Origin of the sequence: Actinoalloteichus caeruleus DSM 43889 (genome assembly GCF_000429185.2) — a bacterium.
Lineage (GTDB): Bacteria > Actinomycetota > Actinomycetes > Mycobacteriales > Pseudonocardiaceae > Actinoalloteichus_B > Actinoalloteichus_B caeruleus.
On the sequence record NZ_AUBJ02000001.1, the window covers coordinates 5,223,538 to 5,238,277 of the forward strand.

Genomic DNA, 14,740 nt, shown 5'->3' on the forward strand with positions numbered 1-14,740 from the left:
GGATCAGGGCAGGGGAGAAGCGGTTCGGTCGATTGGTGGGTGGCCGGCGGCGTGGCCGAGGAGCGTGCCGGCGGCCTCCGGGTGGGTGAGCGGGGGATCCCCGGGGCGGGTGGGCTGCCAGGTGGTGGGCAGTGCCCACCGCCGCGGTTCCAGCCCGGGGCAGGCCAGGGTGAGCAGCTTGCCCCCGAGACCGGGCAGGGAGGTGACCATCAGCGAGGCCACCAGCTCCGGCCCGGTGGTCAGGACGGTGGCCACCGCGTGGGCGTGGGCAACCAGGAGTGCTCCGGCGAGGCGGCGGGCCTGGACGGGGGGAATCCCCATCGGTTCGGTGGGGGTGTCCTCGGGGCGGAGGATGACACCGAGCGGGCTGGCCTCCACCCGCAGGGTCGTCGTCTGGTGGCCGGCGGGCCACCAGGCCAGGATGCGTCCGATCTCGGTGCCGGGCAGCACGGTCCCGGGGGTGGTCATGGCCGGGCCGGGAGGTAGGGGCGGACCCGGCGGGCGCGGACCGGGAGGGCGTAGGCGCGGACACGGCAGGCCCGGGTCGGGGTGGGGTTGAGGTGCGATGGCGGGGTGGTCATGGTCGTCTCCGTCAGGGTCGGTGGGCCGAGGGTGCCCGCCGGCAGTGGTGGGCCGCCTCGTCGAGCAGGCGGGTGAGGGATCGCGCGGGGCCGGGGCCGAGGATGAGCGGCCAGTGGGCGGCGATCTGGGAGGCCGAGCGGAGGGTGAGCCTGGCCCCGGAGGTGGGGGTGGGCCGGGTCGCGGTGGGGGCGACCGACAGGGTTCGGCAGGCGGGTCCGCTGTGGAGGGTGAGGAGCAGTCGGCGTTGTGTTCGGAGGGCGGCGGCGAGGTGGCGGGCGGCAGGGGGTGCCAGGGGGCTGTGGGTGCCGTTGGCGAGCAGGACGACGGTCGACTGGTCGGGGGCGAGGACGAGGGTGAGGGTGGTGAGCGTTCCGGTCGGGTCGACGGCGGGGACGGTGGCTGACCAGGGGTGTGGGGTGGTGCGGCTGGTGGGGGTGATCACGGTGCTGGCTCCGTCCACTGCGGGATGACACCGGCCAGGGCGGGACGTGCGGGGAACGCGGGGAGGGTGGGGGTGGTGGCCTCGGGGGCCACCACCCCCGGGGCCAGCCGCCCGCGCCGGAGCGCGTCGGGGGTGGTGGCTGGCGGGAGGGGGGAGACGGCGCCGGGGAACGCCGCTCCCTGCCGTCGTCCTCCGTGGTGGTGCGGGACGGGGGACGGCGGTGGTGGTGCGGCGGCGTGGTGTGCCGCCGTACCGGGCCGGCCCCGCCGGGGAGGGGGTGGGGCCGGTCGTGGGAGGGGGACAGCGTCGGGGGTCGCTGTCCCCGGCCGGGCGCGCCTCGGGGTTCCGGGCGGCGTGCCGGGCCTGTCCTGGGCGCGGGTGGCGAGGAGGACGCGGGCGGGGATGGATCGGCGTGGGGCGTTGGGGGTGGTGGCCGGTGGTGTGGGGTCGGGTCGGTGGCGGGCTTCGGTGCGTTCGACTTCCCAGCCAATGAGGACGGCGACCGTGACGAACAGGACCGCGATCCCGGCTACGACCACAGTGGACAGTAGTGGGGAGTGAACGATCTGCTGCACGAGTAGCCTCCCAGCGCAGATGGATTAGAAGACGGTAGGTGGATCGCGATCCACTATCCGGCTCCTGGTTCGCTGGGGTCAATCGCCTGATCGGGTGTGACGGACCGGCTACGATTCGCGCATGGTCAGACGGACACGGTCATCGCTCCGTTCACCCCGCGCCCGTGCTGTGGGACAGGCGATCCGACAGGCGCGGGAAGATGCCGGTATTGGGGTTCGGGAACTGGCCAGACGGCTCAGCGTTGGGCATGCGTGGGTCGGCCGTGTTGAACGCGCGGAGGTGCTGCTCACTCCCGACTTGGTGGCAGCGATAGCCGGCGCACTCGAGCTGGCTCCAGCCGACCGGGAGTCTCTAGTCGATCAGACACGGAACTTGGCCGCCGGGTCACCGTGGACGCCCTCCTCCGACTTGCCGGGGCAGCTCGCGACGCTGATCAGTTACGAGCAGGAGGCGATGCGAATAGCTGACGTCGCGACGGTGATCCCTGGCTTGCTCCAAACCCGTGCGTACGCACGAGCCGTGCTGGCCTCAGCGGACGGTCCTTACGCCCCTGCCGACCTGGTGATCACGAGGATGGGCCGTCAGTCAATCCTCAACGAGCCGCCGGCACCCGACTACACCGCGTACATCGACGAGTCAGCATTGATGCGCCCGGTTGGTGGTGCGCGCGTGATGACCGACCAGCTCACCCGACTGATCTCTCATCCGACAGCGACTGTGCGGATCATCCCCATAACTCTGGCCCCGACACCGGACCTAGTGCCCGGCTCGCTGGGCACGTTCGCACTCATCGAGTTCACTGACGCACCACCGGTGGTGTACCTGGAACACCTTGCTACCGGGACCTACCTGGATCGTCCGAGTGATACCGGCACCTACGTTAGGGCCGTGGATACGCTGTCCGGCGTGGCGATGACCCCGGATGAGTCCGCCAAGGTCATCGCAACGTACCGAGATAGGTATGAAGGGCAGGACCAACGTGACACAGACGCTCAAGGGGTGGAGAAAATCCAGCCGTAGCGGACCTAACGGCGGATGCGTCGAAGTCGGCGGCGCGCCTGGCATCGTGGGTATCCGGGACACGAAGAAGCGGGACGCTGGCACCCTCGTCGTCGGTCGTGACTCCTTCGCTGCCTTCATCGCGGCGGTGAAGTCCGACCGCTTCTGAGCGTTCCTCGGATGTGGTGGAGCCCCCGCGACGCGGGGGCTCCAGGCGTTCGGGGGTCGGTTCACCTCAATCGCCGTGTTCCCGGGGTGTCGCTGCCCGTTGCCTGTTGCCCAGTCGACACCGCAGGACGAGGTTTGTGTGCGCTGGCACGGGGCAATGCTCGTCCGAATGGCGTGGTGGCTACTCCGTAGTGGTGCCTAACCTTCTGCTGCCACGCTGGTTGCGCAGCCGCCGCGTGGGGCGGGACGGTCCCACCGCACGGTGGGACATCAACGGGAGCCCATGCCAGTGCCTGGACTTCGCGACCCCAGTGAGCCACCCAGACGACCCGGCTGGTGAGCCGCCCGCACCGAACGCGACGGCGGCGCCCTCCACTCGGATACGAAGCTGCCCGACGTCAACGAGGCCCATTGAACTACCGAGCGGGACGCTCCTTGACCTCGAGCACCTGGACGAAGTCGCGTCCGACGGTCCTCCGACCCACCGGGCTGTTCACATCTCCTGGTGTTGGCCACACCACACGGACAACGAGGTCCGCACGGGACAGTTCCAGTCGACAAGTGATTCCCGCCCCAGTACGAGCTAACCGAGCCCGCCCTGTGGAACCGGCTCTACCGGCTGTGGATCGACCACGCCGACGATCTCCGACGTGAGCTGGGCGAGATCCAGGCCTCGCGCATGCTGCGCGAGGCGTACCAGATGCTACCCATCCTGCCGGACCGACGCGCGGTCCTGTTGACCCTGCGCCGCCCCACAACTCTCCCGATGCCACCCAGCACGGCCGATACGGTCAGCGGGCCCGGCGACAGCCTCGATGAGAGGACCAACCAGTGACCCACCCTTCGGCTCGTGCCGCAGTATTCTCCGCCGGGGCCTGGGGCACCACCATGGCCAAGATCCTGGCTGACGCCGGCACCAGTGTCACGATGCACGCCCGCCGTGGCGAGATCGCCGACGGGATCAACACTGAGCGCCGCAACCGGGACTATTTCCCGGACGTCGAGCTGCCGGCTTCCCTGAACGCGACGACCAACGCCGCAGCCGCGCTGGACGGCGCTGACTTCCTGGTGCTGTCCATTCCCGCGCAGACCCTCAAGCCCAATCTTGCCGCCTGGGCGCCGCACATCGAGGAACACACCGTGATCGTTTCTCTGATGAAGGGGATCGAGCAGGGGAGCCATCTACGTGCAAGCCAGATCATCACCGAGGTGACCGGCGTCAGCGCCGATCGGGTCGCGGTGCTGTCCGGCCCGAACCTGGCGCGCGAGATCATGGACGGCCAGCCCGCCGCAGCCACCATCGCGTGCCTTGACGAAAGTGCTGCCCGTCGGTTCCAACAGACCTGTCACACCACCTACTTCCGCCCCTACACCAGCACCGACGTAACCGGGTGTGAGCTGGGCGGCGCGGTCAAGAACGTCATCGCCCTCGCCGTGGGCATCGCTTCCGGTATGGGATTTGGCCACAACGCACAGGCCATGCTCATCACTCGTGGCCTCGCGGAGACCACTCGACTGGCTGTCGCCATGGGTGCCACCCGAACCACCCTGTCCGGCCTGTCCGGCCTGGGTGACCTGGTACCCACCTGCTCCTCCTCGTTGTCCCGCAACCGCACCTTCGGCATCCACCTCGGCCAGGGGCTTAGCGTTCAAGAGGCAACGGCCGTCACGCGTCAGACCACCGAAGGCGTCAAGTCCGCCCAGGCGATCCTTGCCCTGGCTCGCGCCCATGAGATCGAGATGCCGATCACGAAAACGGTCTCCAACCTGCTGAACGAGAAGATCACCCTCGAAGAGGCGGTGGCCACGCTGACGCAGCGGCGCTGATCACAGCGTCCGGCTGCGCAGCCGCACTTCCTTTCACCCTCCCCACCGGAGGTTTCATGCATGTGTCTGTGCTGTCCGCTGTCCAGATGACCGTCACCCTCGGCTTGGTGGTCTGGATGATCATCGGTTTCACGCCCCTACCCGGCCACTGGCTGCGATGGAGGATGTTCTGCCGGGCCACCTTCACGATCGTCACCCTCATCGGCACGAAGGACGGACGCGCCGAGCCCGTGAACGTCTACGACCACCTGTCCCCGGGTTCCTTCATCCTCAACCCTTCTGCCCTTCAGAGGATTCTTGATCACCTCATCGAGAGCGGCCGGTACGACCGGATCGACGGACACGGCCGCATGCTGTCCGCTGACGGTGAAAAGCCCGTCGAGGTGAGGGAGAGTCGTGTGGTTCTTTGACGCCCTTGCCTCCGGCTTCCAGTACCCCACCGACACCGGTCGGCTCCAGTGGTTTCGAATCATCTTCGGCGCCGTGCTGACCACCCGTTTCGTTCTCGCGTTCGGGCAGGGCGGTTGGGACCGATTCGTTCCCGGGTCGATGAGTGTCCACCTTGCCAAGCAGCGTTTCGGTCAGGCCCGTGCCCGGGCTCTGATCATCCTTTATCGACCCGGGCTGCTGGTTCGCACGGCCGCCGCCCTCGCCCTGGCGCTCGGCTTCGTACCCCGGATCGCGCTACTACTAGTCCTGGCGGGTATCGCGATGGAGTTGCTGTACCTCCGTAGCCCCAACGCTGTCCGCTACACCCTGCTGACCGGCGCTTGCCTCCTGCTCGCCGGAAACCTGGGTCACGGTCCGCACGTCGACTACGGCCTGAGCATGGAGAACACCTGGTCGCAATGCCTCCTGGTCCTTGTCACCACCGACATCTACTGGAACAGCGCCTGGCAGAAGCTCCGCTCCAGCCAGTTTCGCAGCGGGCTCTACCTCGCCCAGTGGATCCACACCTACACCCAGGTGAGGGACCGGCTGCCCCACCGCCAGTACGCCGTTCCCGGCCTCGTCCGCCGCCACGCGGGTAACCTGACCTCCCGCGACATCCGCCTCTGGCGTTTGGTCGCAATCACTGTCATCGTGGTGGAGATCGTGTTGCCCCCCGCCCTGCTCATCCCGGAGACGATGCCTTACGCGGTTGCCGTCGGCATCGTGATGCACGCCGCGTTCAGCGCCCTCAAGCCCCGCCAGCTCATCACCTTCTCCGGCCTGACACTGGGCACCTACCTCGCGTTCGCCGCGTGAAGTTCTCCTCAGTCGGCGGCGGCCGTCGGGGCCGGGTGTAGGTTGTCGGCCGCCTTCGGCACGGCCGTGAAGCACGACTGCTGAGCGCCCGGGCCATCGGGAGCACAATGGAGGCCAACTGTTCATGGTGGTGAACCAGCCGTCGCCGCATCGAGGAGACGAAGTCACGGGCCACCGCAGCACTACCTGGGCAGCAAGGGTTCGACCGCCGTCGCCACCCGCTCGGCCATCTCACACGGCTCATCCGTCGACCCACCGTCACGAATTCCACGGACCATGACCGAGACGGTCGCTTCCCCGTCCAGGTCCAGAGCGAACTGGCAGAACTCGATGTCGAGGGAATCCGTGATACGAAGGGCGCGCAGCGACCCGACCTGCGTCTCCTCCGGCTGGTAGTTGGTCAGCTCAAGTGTGTCTACACCGCCGTACGTGTCGAGGTTGAGAGCTACTGAAGGCCTGATACCCGGCCCAGGACGGTAGTTGCAGGCGTAGATCACCCCAACGTCGTCGAGCGTGGCGGTCGCGGGATCGAGCCCGATCCCGTCCAACTGCTCATCGGACAGCACTTCGCAGGGGTGCATCGCCGCCAACTTCTCACCGACCGTGGCATCAGGGGTACCACTGGCGCCTGGATGCGCTGAGGACGTGTCGACAGCTGTCGGGCCCTCCTCCACCGGAAGGGACCGTCCGGCTTCCGCGGTCGTGCACCCGGCGATCGCTCCGGCGAGGACGAACGCAGTCGGCGCCGCCGTCCACCGCCGGGTGGAGAGGGACCTCGTCACAACTGCTCTCCTGTCTGCTCAAGTTGAGCTGCGGTGGTGGAGTCGGTCTCGGCCGTGGTTCTGGCGCTCGTTCGAATGGCCGCCGCGAGTTCTCGTAGGGCGTCGATGTAGAGGAGGAGGTTCTCCTTGGCGGAGGTCGGCGTGCCCGAGGCCGACAACCTGGTCTGCTCCGCCATCTCCAGGGCCACCGGGCTCGACCCCAGGCGAACACGCTGTTCAAGGAACGCGACGCGGGTCAGCCGATCAGTCGCGCGTTCGGCCATGGCTTCCAGCTTCGAGGCCATGCGTTCCGCGCTGTCGGCGTCCACCGTCACTGTGCCAGCAGCGGCCGCCGCCCGAAATCGGTGGATGCTTCCCGTCATCTTCGCCGTCGCGGCGGCGTACCCCGCCTGATCCTCACCGCTTGACTCAACGTGCACGTGGGCCTCCCACCACTGCGGCTCGCGTCGCCTCAATGAAAGATCAAACTAGCAGTGTGGCATTGTCCCTGGAGCCGTTTGGTCGCATTGCGTGATCAGCGCGAAGCCTGGGCTGGCCCGCCCGGTCCATGCCGGCGCACGTTGGCCCGGTGGACGTGCCGGCACCGGGGACGTCCACCCCCGAGCGCGCGAGGGACGAGCTGGGCGTCGCGGACGCTGTCTCAGCCGGCCGTACTGGCGGGGACCGGCCGCGCAGCCCAGCCGTGGACACTGAACGAGGTGCCGGCGCGGTAGGCGTGGATACCCGCCGCCGGGTAGGCGATGATCTTCTCGGGAAGCGCGTCGAGCGGGAACCAGGACACCGCGGAGCACTTGTCGGGTTCGCGGTTGGTGGGTTCACCAACCCACCGGCGGGTCTCGAAGAACAGCCCGAGGCGGGAGTCGGGGCCGGAGCCGTTGACGTGCAGGGTGTGCACGTGCCACAGGTCGTTCGGATCGATGAGGACCCCCACCTCCTCGTGGGCTTCCCGGGCTGCGGCGTCCAGGACGGACTCACGCGCGTCGAGTTTCCCTGAGGGCAGGTGCCACAGCCCGTCGAAGCTCGGGTTGGTGTCGCGCCGCCGACTGAGCAGGAGCTGGTCGTCGCGCACGAGGAGCAGGTGGACGTCGATCAGGTGACGGTCGGCCATCATCAAGTCCCTTGCGGCGCGGTCAGTAGGGGGCAGCGCTCAAGTGCAGGGCTCCCCCGTGGTCTGGACCAAGCGGAGCTTAGGGGGTGGCCGGATCGGCGTGCGGGAGGCCCGCCAGGTGGGCGATTCGCTTGGCGATCAGGCTTGTGACGTGAGCGATGGGGGTGCGGGTGGTGTCCACCGTCAGCAGCGGCCAGCGGCCTGCACCCAGGCGCCGGCTCGTGTCCTGGTAGAGCTCGGCTTCGGCGCGGCTGGTGGCCAGGCCGCTCTCGAAGCGGCTGTGCGAGCCTCGCCTCTCGATCCGGCCAGCGGTGACGGTCGCGTCGGCAATCAGGATGACCGCTAGGTCCGGGATGTCGGCGGCGGCATTGAGCGCTTCGACGAACTCGATGGGCACACGGTCCATGCGTTGCAACACGAAGGAGGAGGCGACGTAGCGGTCGCAGAGGACGATGCGTCCAGCCGCCAGATTGGGGCGGATCTCGGTGGCCAGGTGGTGGTAGCGGTCGGCGGCCACCAGACAGGCCAGGGCGTGCCGGCTGTAGGTGTCGGTGCCGTGACGAGCGATTGCGCCCAACTCGGCATGAGAGGGCTCGGTGGTGACATGCACCGTGTACCCCTGTGCGGCGAGGTGCTCATTCAGATGCCGGGTGGTGGTGGACTTGCCAGCGCCACCCATCCCGTCGAGGGTGACGAACACCCCGCGATGCCCGGTGACCGAGTCGGTGGCGGTCATGCGGCGGTGGCCTTGCGGGTGTACTGCTCGCGGGAGAGCGCGACCAGTCGCGTGCGGACGTAGTCGATCGGTGCCTCGGCCAAGGGCAGGTTGACGGAGAAGTTGAATTCGTCGCGCTCTCGCATGGATTCGTCCAGGCCGGCACCGGTGAGGTCGACGGCGCTGTAATCGAGCAGTTGGGCCGTGCTGTAGCGACCGGTCGCGAGGAGCCGGTGCCAATCCGGGGTCCCCGGATAGGGCCGATACTCGAAAGCTGAGGCCCGGAATCGTCCGGGTAGCGCTTCGGTGAGGTTCCAGAGTTCGTGGACCAGACGTACGGTGGAGTCGATCTCGGCCACCGTCTCAGTGGGGAATCCGAGGATGAAGTAGCCCTTGACACTGATCCCGCGTTCGGTCAGCCTCCGCACGACACGCTGGGTCATACCGGGATCGATGCGTTTGTCGATCAGCTCCAGGATCCGTTGACTTCCGGATTCGATCCCGAGTGCGACTTCGCGTAACCCGTTACGTGCCAACCTGTCCAGGGTGGTGTCACTGGCGCGGTCCAGTACGTTGATGCGGCCGGTAGCGTCCCACACCGCCCAGTCGCCGACCCTGTCGGCTGCGAAGGCGTTCATCGTCCGCTCGATGACCCGCCGAGCGCCGAGGAACAGGTCGTCGACGAAGCGGAACGCGGTGACGCCTTGCTCGCGGAGCTGGTGCATCTCGGCGAGGATGTTGTACGGGTCACGGGTGCGGATGGTGATGTCCGGGTTGGCTGAGACAGCGGCGCCGCAGAAGGAACAGTCGTAGGGGCAACCTCGTGCCCCGACCATGTTGGCTTCCCACCGCCCGTTCTCGTGGTGTGGGTCCTGGGCCAGGAAACGGCGGTCAATGAAGGGCAGAGCGTTGATATCTGGCGCCAGGTGGTGCGCCGTCCCGGGCTTCCCGCCGGTAACCGGAGACTTCAGAATCGGGTCCAGCCACATCACTCCGGGCAGGTAGGCGCGGGCTCCCTGATCAGCCAACAGGGCCGCCACGCGGGTCTCTCCCTCACCCAGCACCAGAGCTTCGCACCCAGCCATACGCGGGTCGTTCAGGATTTCGGTGGGCATCGCCTTGGCTTGGTGCCCGCCGAGCATGACCTTGATCGAGGGATCGAGTTGGGCGGCGATGCGAGCGCTGATCTCATAGGTCGGAGCGAGCAGATTGAACCCGACCCACCGAGGCCCCCGCCTGTTGATCAGGTCGACGGTTGCGGCGATGCCTTGGCCGTGCGCTTCGGCATCCAGGACACCGACGTTGAACCCCTGGGCCGTGGCGTAGGTCGCGAGGTAGCCCATGCCGAGGACCGGCAGGGTGAAGTCGTTGACCCGTGGCCGTTGGGTGTAGTCGCGTAGGGGCGCGTTGACGAAGATGGCATCGAGCGGGCGGGTGTGCTCGGCACCGGCGATCAGGTTAGAGAGCGACGACTCCGGTTGTGCGGGCATGGCGTACTCCCCAGGCGAGAGTGAGCAGGGTCCGCGCGGACAGCTGCCCCCCCGCCGCCTCCGCCCACACCCGCGCGAACTCCGGCTCGGTATCCGGCCAAAGTCGCTGCGGTGCGAGGCGTTTCGCCCAGGTGCGGACGGCGAGGTCGGCGAAGGGATACAGGGTGTAGTCGTTGGTGAGGTCGGCTACGGTCGCGCCGGCGGTCCAGGGACCGATTCGCGGTACGTTCTGCACCTCGCCGACCAGCGTGGACGGCTCGAGTTCGGCCCACTTGGCGCCGAACTCCAGGTACGCTTCCGCGGCGGCGCGCAAGGGACGTGCTTTGAACGCCATGCCCAGCCGCGTGAACTCGGCGTCGGACAGCTCGAGCACCGTCGCCGGATCAGGGAACAGCCACGTCTGGCCGTGCGAGGTGACTACCGGCTCGCCGTGGGCTTGGCCGAAGGCGCGGTAGAGCTTGCGGGCCTGACCCGCCCGGATGACCTGCCGCACGATCGAGGTGGCCAACGCGTCCCACAGATCCGGGTTGCGCCACCGCGCCACTTGTCCAGCGGCACGCAGGTTGTCGACGATGTCGCCTGCCCCGGTCAGAGTCGCGGGATCAACCACGTCGACCACTGGCGCCTCCCCATCACCGGACACGCGATCGACGGCGGTGCGGTGGCGACAACCGTCCTCGGCGGAGGCGACGGTCATCGCCCAGACGGCGTTTCCGCAGCGCACAGCTCGGAAGGCGCCAGTACCGCTAGCGAGCCAGGACGGGTGGTCGGTCATCACCGAGTCAACGATCACTCAGGCGTCGTCCTTCCGCTCGCGGGGTGCGCACTCATCATGCCGATCACGCTTCACTTCCAAGTGGACTGTGCCGGGTATGGCCGTCAGCGAGACCAGCACGGGATGACGCTCGGCCAGGTGCTTCAGCCGGTCCGGGTCCTGAACCAGGGCGGTGACTGGACGTAGCGGGGTCACCACTAAGGGCACCTTACTGTGAGATCCCAGGCTGGCAAGGCTGGCCCTCGATGCCTTGTGGCTGAGGTCAACCTGAAGTACGCCCATCACCACGAAGAGAGTGGGCTATGGCCGGCGTCAGGCCCTTTCGAGTTGCCGCCTGCCGACCCGGCGGAGTTGGCGGGGCTCCCCGCGTTCGTCATGCCCGGGATCGCGACATCGCGTGGCGGATCGGTGGGTGAGCTCGCCTCCCCCACGAGCACGTCTCGCGCGAGAAAGTGCCCATGAGTCGACACGTCCGGCTGGCCGATGCGGAGGAGCCCGCCGATGACCTCCCACCGTCGGGTGCGCCACTCCAGTCGCCCTTCGCTCCCGCGATCCGCGACGTTCAGCCCGAGCCGACGTTCCTCCGCTCGTGCCACCGCAGCCCCGCGTCGGTGAGGGACGAGAGGAACCGCGCCGGCTCGACGAACTGGTCGAGGTGGAACACGCCGGGCGGGTGGGCACCGCTGGTCATCAGCTCCACGACCCGGGCGGCGACCAGGGCGGTCGCCCTGCTCTGCCCGTCCCCGGTCACCCCGAAGCGCGCCGACCCGCCCCCGGCCCCGACGGCTTCGGCGACGACGGCGAACCGGCTGCCCCCGAGGCGGACCCGGCCAGCGGTCGCCGCCACCCGCTCACCGGCTCCGAGACGCGCCACCAGCGGGCGCACCGCCCGGCGGGCCCGGAACACCGCCGCCGTCACCGCCGGGTTGTCGAAGCACAACCGCGTCGTCACCGGCACCCCGAGGGTGGCCCGTAGGTGTTCCTGGTCGGAGAAGGGGAAGGGGTACGCGCGGCGCGCACCGAACTCGGGGAACCGGGTGAGGCGGGGGTTGCCGCCGGCGCCGCGACCACGGGGGGCGGCGGCCAGCCCTTCGGCCGTCCAGCGCGCGCCGGCCGCTCCGTGCGCCTCGCCCGTCCCGAGCAGGACGCCGATCTCGACCCTGGCCGGTGCCTCCGCCAGCCGGGAGACCGCGTGCGTGGCCAGCAGGTTCGTCAGGCCCGGCGCGACACCCACGCTGAGCACCGCCGTCGTCCCGCTGCGGAGGAAGTCCGCTCGTCGTGCCTCGACGGCGCCCAGCACCTCGGCGTTGGCACTGATGTCGACGTAGCGGACTCCGCGTTCCGCGCAGCGGCCCGCCACCCACCCCTCGGGGTCCTCCACGCAGTTCACGACCGTCCCGACGTCCCGGAGGGCCTCGGAGAGGGCGGTCGGGTCGTGCGGGTCGAGTTGGACGGCGGTGCTCCCGCCCTGGACCGTGGCGGCGACGGCGGCCGCCCGGTGGCGACACCGGCTCGCGACCACCACCACACCCGGCACGACCTGCCCCAGCATCGGGGCGAGGTGGCGGCCCACCGCCCCGGCACCGCCGAGGACCAGGCAACTCCCACCGGGGTCGACTTCGCGGGGTGGGACGTCACGGGTGGTCATGGTCGGGTTCCGCTCCCAGGTGGACGTGGCTGTCCTTCCGAGGCTACGGCGGCTCGGGCCCGGACGTCCGGTGCGCGCCCGCCGAGCCGGTCCTCATCCGTCCACCGCTCGTTGCCGTAGTGCCAGCACCGCCCCGGCGGGGTCGGCGATGACGGCGTAGGCGCCCGGCCCGGTGCCCCGGGGTTCGGTCAGCACCCGGCCGCCGAGGGCGCGCACCCGCTCCAGGCTGGTGTCGAGGTCGGCGACGGTGACGTGACTCAGCCAGTGCGCGGGTCGGTCGGCGTTGGCGCCGCGCCGAGGGGACACCCCGGTCCTGGGAGTGTCGTCGGCGGCCAGCATCTGGTAGTCGTCGTGGTCCCCCAACCCGAGGGGCCGTGCCTCCCCGCCCACCACCGCCGCGTAGAAGTCCCGGATGCCCGGGGTGTCCGACACGGTGAGGTCGAACCCCGTGACGGTGCCGATGGTGCCCTGCGCGTGGTCCCGCATGTCCGTTCTCCTCTCCGGTGATCACTGTCGTCCCCAGCCTGGGGGAGGAGACCGACAACTCGGGCGGAGCGGGTCGACTCCCCGCGCCCGGGGCGGGTCAGCCGCCGCACGGCTCAGGTCGGGTCCGGTTCCGGACACACGCCCTGGCCTCAGCCACCGGACGAGGTGCTCAGTCCACTCCACCCACTCGACCTCGATGCCGTCGGCGTGGCGGGCGCGGCACCGCGGGACACGGGCCAACGGAGTGCGCGCCTGGGCTGGGACCCGGCGGCACCTCGACGGGATCGGCGGCGCTCGCCGCACCTTCATCGAGCGGGGGCCGAGCCCGCCGGGCACTGGGGCGGCCCCGAATTCCCTCGCCGCCGCGACTCGTCGTGCCCTGATCGCGCCCGCGTCCACTGGGGCGGGTGGTTGGTGCTCGGGGCCGGTGGCCCCGGTGGTCGCGCCGTAGCGTCCACCCGCGCATGACGTCCTGACCAGCGGCTCATGACGGTCGTGTGAACACCAACCGTGATTACCGAAGGTAATTGTGGAGTCTCTTCGGGTTACCTCTATTGGGCCTGTCGTTGGCGTGTGGACCGTCTGTTTGATGTTCCTGATGCCGGACGGCCACTCCCTGCCGCAGGTTCGTCCACACGGCGTCGCGAACGAAGGAGACCAACGTGGCTAACACGAAGTCCCGACGGTGGGCCGCCCTCGGCGCCATGCTCGCCGCCGCGCTCCTCCCGCTCACGGGCATCCAGGCCGCGGCCGAGACGGAGCCCATCGCCGGGGCCCCGCCCCCACCGTGCCCGGCACCGAGGCGGGAGACGTCGGCACCCGCATCGTCGGCGGAACCCGGGCCAGCATCTCCGACTACCCGTGGGCCGTCTACCTGACCAACACCGCCGGCTCCCAGTTCTGCGGCGGAGCGCTCGTCGCGCCGAACAAGGTCGTGTCGGCGGCGCACTGCACGATCAACCGCTCCGCCTCGGCCGTCCGGGTCGTCGCGGGCCGCGAGGACAAGAACGGCACGGCGGGCGTGGTCGCCTCCGTCACCAGCATCTGGAACCACCCCGACTACCGGAGTTACCTGATCGGCGAGGACGTCTCGGTGCTCACCCTGGACCGCGACCTCCCCTACGAGACGCTGCCGCTCGCCACACCCGCCGACACGGCGCTGTACGAGGCCGGCACCACCAGCAAGGTCCTCGGCTGGGGGGCGACCTCCTCCGGCGGCGCCGCCTCCCGCTACCTGCTGGAGGTGGACGTCCCGGTGACCAGCGACGCCACCTGCGCGGGGGCCTACTCCCAGTACAACAGCACCGCCATGGTGTGCGCCGGGTTCCCGGAGGGCGGCTACGACGCCTGCCAGGGTGACTCCGGCGGCCCGCTGGTGGTCGACGGGAAGCTGATCGGCATCGTCTCCTGGGGCAACGGCTGCGCCTGGGCCGGCTACCCCGGCGTCTACGCCCGCGTCTCGACCTACGCCGCCGACATCCAGGCCCAACTCGGCTGACCGAGGCGTCACCGCACCACGGTCGGGGAGCGTCGGGGAACCCACACCCGGCGCTCCCACCCGGCCCGCTCCGCGTCCTGGGGAACGCCGAGCACCGGCGCCGCACGCCACGGCCGGGCGCCCGAGGAGCGGTGCGCGGCGTCGCGCCCGGCACCGGCATGATGGTCGGCATGGACGACGTGCCGATCCGGGACGGCAGCATCAGACTCGGTCAGTTCCTCAAGCTCGCCGACCTCGCCTCCGACGGCGGTGACGCCAGGGACATGCTGGAGTCGGGGCAGGTCACCGTCAACGACCAGCCGGAGACCAGGCGGGGCCGCCAGCTCGCCCCGGGGGACGTGGTGGCAGCCAGAGGGCGCACCACCCGCGTCGTCGGCCCCGGGGCCTGACCGGACG

17 protein-coding genes are annotated in these 14,740 nt (G+C 69.5%); 7 read left to right on the forward strand and 10 right to left on the reverse strand.

The annotated features are described in order from the left end of the window. Positions 1-3: 3 nt before the first annotated feature. Positions 4-468: a hypothetical protein gene (locus G443_RS21225; RefSeq protein WP_026420775.1), complete on the reverse strand. Its 465-nt coding sequence runs from the start codon at positions 466-468 to the stop codon at positions 4-6. Between the two features lie 124 nt (positions 469-592). Beyond that, on the reverse strand, positions 593-1,042 hold the full coding sequence (locus G443_RS21230; protein ID WP_026420744.1) for a hypothetical protein: 450 nt from the start codon (positions 1,040-1,042) through the stop codon (positions 593-595). Positions 1,043-1,720: 678 nt separating this feature from the next. On the opposite strand from G443_RS21230, the gene G443_RS21235 reads away from it, so the two are divergent. The 5 genes from G443_RS21235 to G443_RS21255 all read left to right on the forward strand — a co-directional run bounded on the left by G443_RS21235 (position 1,721) and on the right by G443_RS21255 (position 5,842). Then, positions 1,721-2,620, forward strand: a complete 900-nt coding sequence (locus G443_RS21235; protein WP_081715391.1) for a helix-turn-helix domain-containing protein — start codon at positions 1,721-1,723, stop codon at positions 2,618-2,620. Next, positions 2,562-2,768 carry a DUF397 domain-containing protein gene (locus G443_RS21240; protein WP_051313892.1) on the forward strand — a complete coding sequence of 69 codons (207 nt, stop codon included), beginning with the start codon at positions 2,562-2,564 and terminating at the stop codon, positions 2,766-2,768. The genes G443_RS21235 and G443_RS21240 overlap by 59 nt, the downstream gene beginning before the upstream one ends. Positions 2,769-3,598: 830 nt before the next feature. Further along, a complete protein-coding gene (locus G443_RS21245; protein ID WP_026418657.1) occupies positions 3,599-4,594 on the forward strand; it encodes an NAD(P)H-dependent glycerol-3-phosphate dehydrogenase in 996 nt (331 codons plus the stop codon). A gap of 86 nt (positions 4,595-4,680) precedes the next feature. Then, complete coding sequence (locus G443_RS21250) at positions 4,681-5,004, forward strand: hypothetical protein (protein ID WP_211215252.1); 324 nt, start codon at positions 4,681-4,683, stop codon at positions 5,002-5,004. 139 nt (positions 5,005-5,143) lie between these two features. Continuing rightward, a complete protein-coding gene (locus G443_RS21255; RefSeq protein WP_211237510.1) occupies positions 5,144-5,842 on the forward strand; it encodes a hypothetical protein in 699 nt (232 codons plus the stop codon). Between the two features lie 182 nt (positions 5,843-6,024). Here G443_RS21255 and G443_RS21260 read toward each other — a convergent pair whose 3' ends face one another. From G443_RS21260 to G443_RS21295, 8 genes are all read right to left on the reverse strand, one after another. Then, entirely contained in the window at positions 6,025-6,624 is a 600-nt protein-coding gene (locus G443_RS21260; protein WP_026418655.1) for a DUF3558 domain-containing protein, read from the reverse strand. Beyond that, a complete protein-coding gene (locus G443_RS21265) occupies positions 6,621-7,043 on the reverse strand; it encodes a hypothetical protein (protein WP_026418654.1) in 423 nt (140 codons plus the stop codon). The genes G443_RS21260 and G443_RS21265 overlap by 4 nt, the downstream gene beginning before the upstream one ends. Positions 7,044-7,264: 221 nt before the next feature. After that, positions 7,265-7,732, reverse strand: a complete 468-nt coding sequence (locus G443_RS21270; RefSeq protein WP_016697085.1) for an NUDIX hydrolase — start codon at positions 7,730-7,732, stop codon at positions 7,265-7,267. 79 nt (positions 7,733-7,811) lie between these two features. Beyond that, positions 7,812-8,468 carry a dTMP kinase gene (tmk, locus tag G443_RS21275; RefSeq protein ID WP_016697086.1) on the reverse strand — a complete coding sequence of 219 codons (657 nt, stop codon included), beginning with the start codon at positions 8,466-8,468 and terminating at the stop codon, positions 7,812-7,814. After that, a complete protein-coding gene (locus tag G443_RS21280; RefSeq protein WP_026418653.1) occupies positions 8,465-9,937 on the reverse strand; it encodes a B12-binding domain-containing radical SAM protein in 1,473 nt (490 codons plus the stop codon). The genes tmk and G443_RS21280 overlap by 4 nt, the downstream gene beginning before the upstream one ends. Further along, complete coding sequence (locus G443_RS21285) at positions 9,906-10,730, reverse strand: DNA glycosylase family protein (RefSeq protein ID WP_026418652.1); 825 nt, start codon at positions 10,728-10,730, stop codon at positions 9,906-9,908. Before G443_RS21285 ends, G443_RS21280 begins: the two co-directional genes overlap by 32 nt. A 544-nt stretch (positions 10,731-11,274) precedes the next feature. Continuing rightward, positions 11,275-12,360 carry a saccharopine dehydrogenase NADP-binding domain-containing protein gene (locus G443_RS21290; protein ID WP_051313889.1) on the reverse strand — a complete coding sequence of 362 codons (1,086 nt, stop codon included), beginning with the start codon at positions 12,358-12,360 and terminating at the stop codon, positions 11,275-11,277. Positions 12,361-12,453: 93 nt separating this feature from the next. Further along, positions 12,454-12,846, reverse strand: coding sequence for a VOC family protein (locus G443_RS21295; protein WP_026418651.1), 393 nt, complete (start codon positions 12,844-12,846; stop codon positions 12,454-12,456). A gap of 787 nt (positions 12,847-13,633) precedes the next feature. On the opposite strand from G443_RS21295, the gene G443_RS21300 reads away from it, so the two are divergent. Next, complete coding sequence (locus G443_RS21300) at positions 13,634-14,344, forward strand: S1 family peptidase (protein WP_253860264.1); 711 nt, start codon at positions 13,634-13,636, stop codon at positions 14,342-14,344. A 170-nt stretch (positions 14,345-14,514) separates the two neighbouring features. Next, on the forward strand, positions 14,515-14,733 hold the full coding sequence (locus G443_RS21305; RefSeq protein WP_051313905.1) for an RNA-binding S4 domain-containing protein: 219 nt from the start codon (positions 14,515-14,517) through the stop codon (positions 14,731-14,733). Positions 14,734-14,740: the final 7 nt, after the last annotated feature.

Excerpts from the sequence above, each read along its gene's own strand:
- G443_RS21225 (WP_026420775.1), bottom strand. The coding sequence starts at position 468 with ATGACCACCCCCGGGACCGTGCTGCCCGGCACCGAGATCGGACGCATC.
- G443_RS21235 (WP_081715391.1), top strand. The coding sequence starts at position 1,721 with ATGGTCAGACGGACACGGTCATCGCTCCGTTCACCCCGCGCCCGTGCT.
- G443_RS21240 (WP_051313892.1), top strand. The coding sequence starts at position 2,562 with ATGAAGGGCAGGACCAACGTGACACAGACGCTCAAGGGGTGGAGAAAA.
- G443_RS21250 (WP_211215252.1), top strand. The coding sequence starts at position 4,681 with ATGACCGTCACCCTCGGCTTGGTGGTCTGGATGATCATCGGTTTCACG.
- G443_RS21255 (WP_211237510.1), top strand. The coding sequence starts at position 5,144 with ATGAGTGTCCACCTTGCCAAGCAGCGTTTCGGTCAGGCCCGTGCCCGG.
- G443_RS21270 (WP_016697085.1), bottom strand. The coding sequence starts at position 7,732 with ATGGCCGACCGTCACCTGATCGACGTCCACCTGCTCCTCGTGCGCGAC.
- tmk (WP_016697086.1), bottom strand. The coding sequence starts at position 8,468 with ATGACCGCCACCGACTCGGTCACCGGGCATCGCGGGGTGTTCGTCACC.
- G443_RS21280 (WP_026418653.1), bottom strand. The coding sequence starts at position 9,937 with ATGCCCGCACAACCGGAGTCGTCGCTCTCTAACCTGATCGCCGGTGCC.
- G443_RS21290 (WP_051313889.1), bottom strand. The coding sequence starts at position 12,360 with ATGACCACCCGTGACGTCCCACCCCGCGAAGTCGACCCCGGTGGGAGT.
- G443_RS21295 (WP_026418651.1), bottom strand. The coding sequence starts at position 12,846 with ATGCGGGACCACGCGCAGGGCACCATCGGCACCGTCACGGGGTTCGAC.
- G443_RS21305 (WP_051313905.1), top strand. The coding sequence starts at position 14,515 with ATGGACGACGTGCCGATCCGGGACGGCAGCATCAGACTCGGTCAGTTC.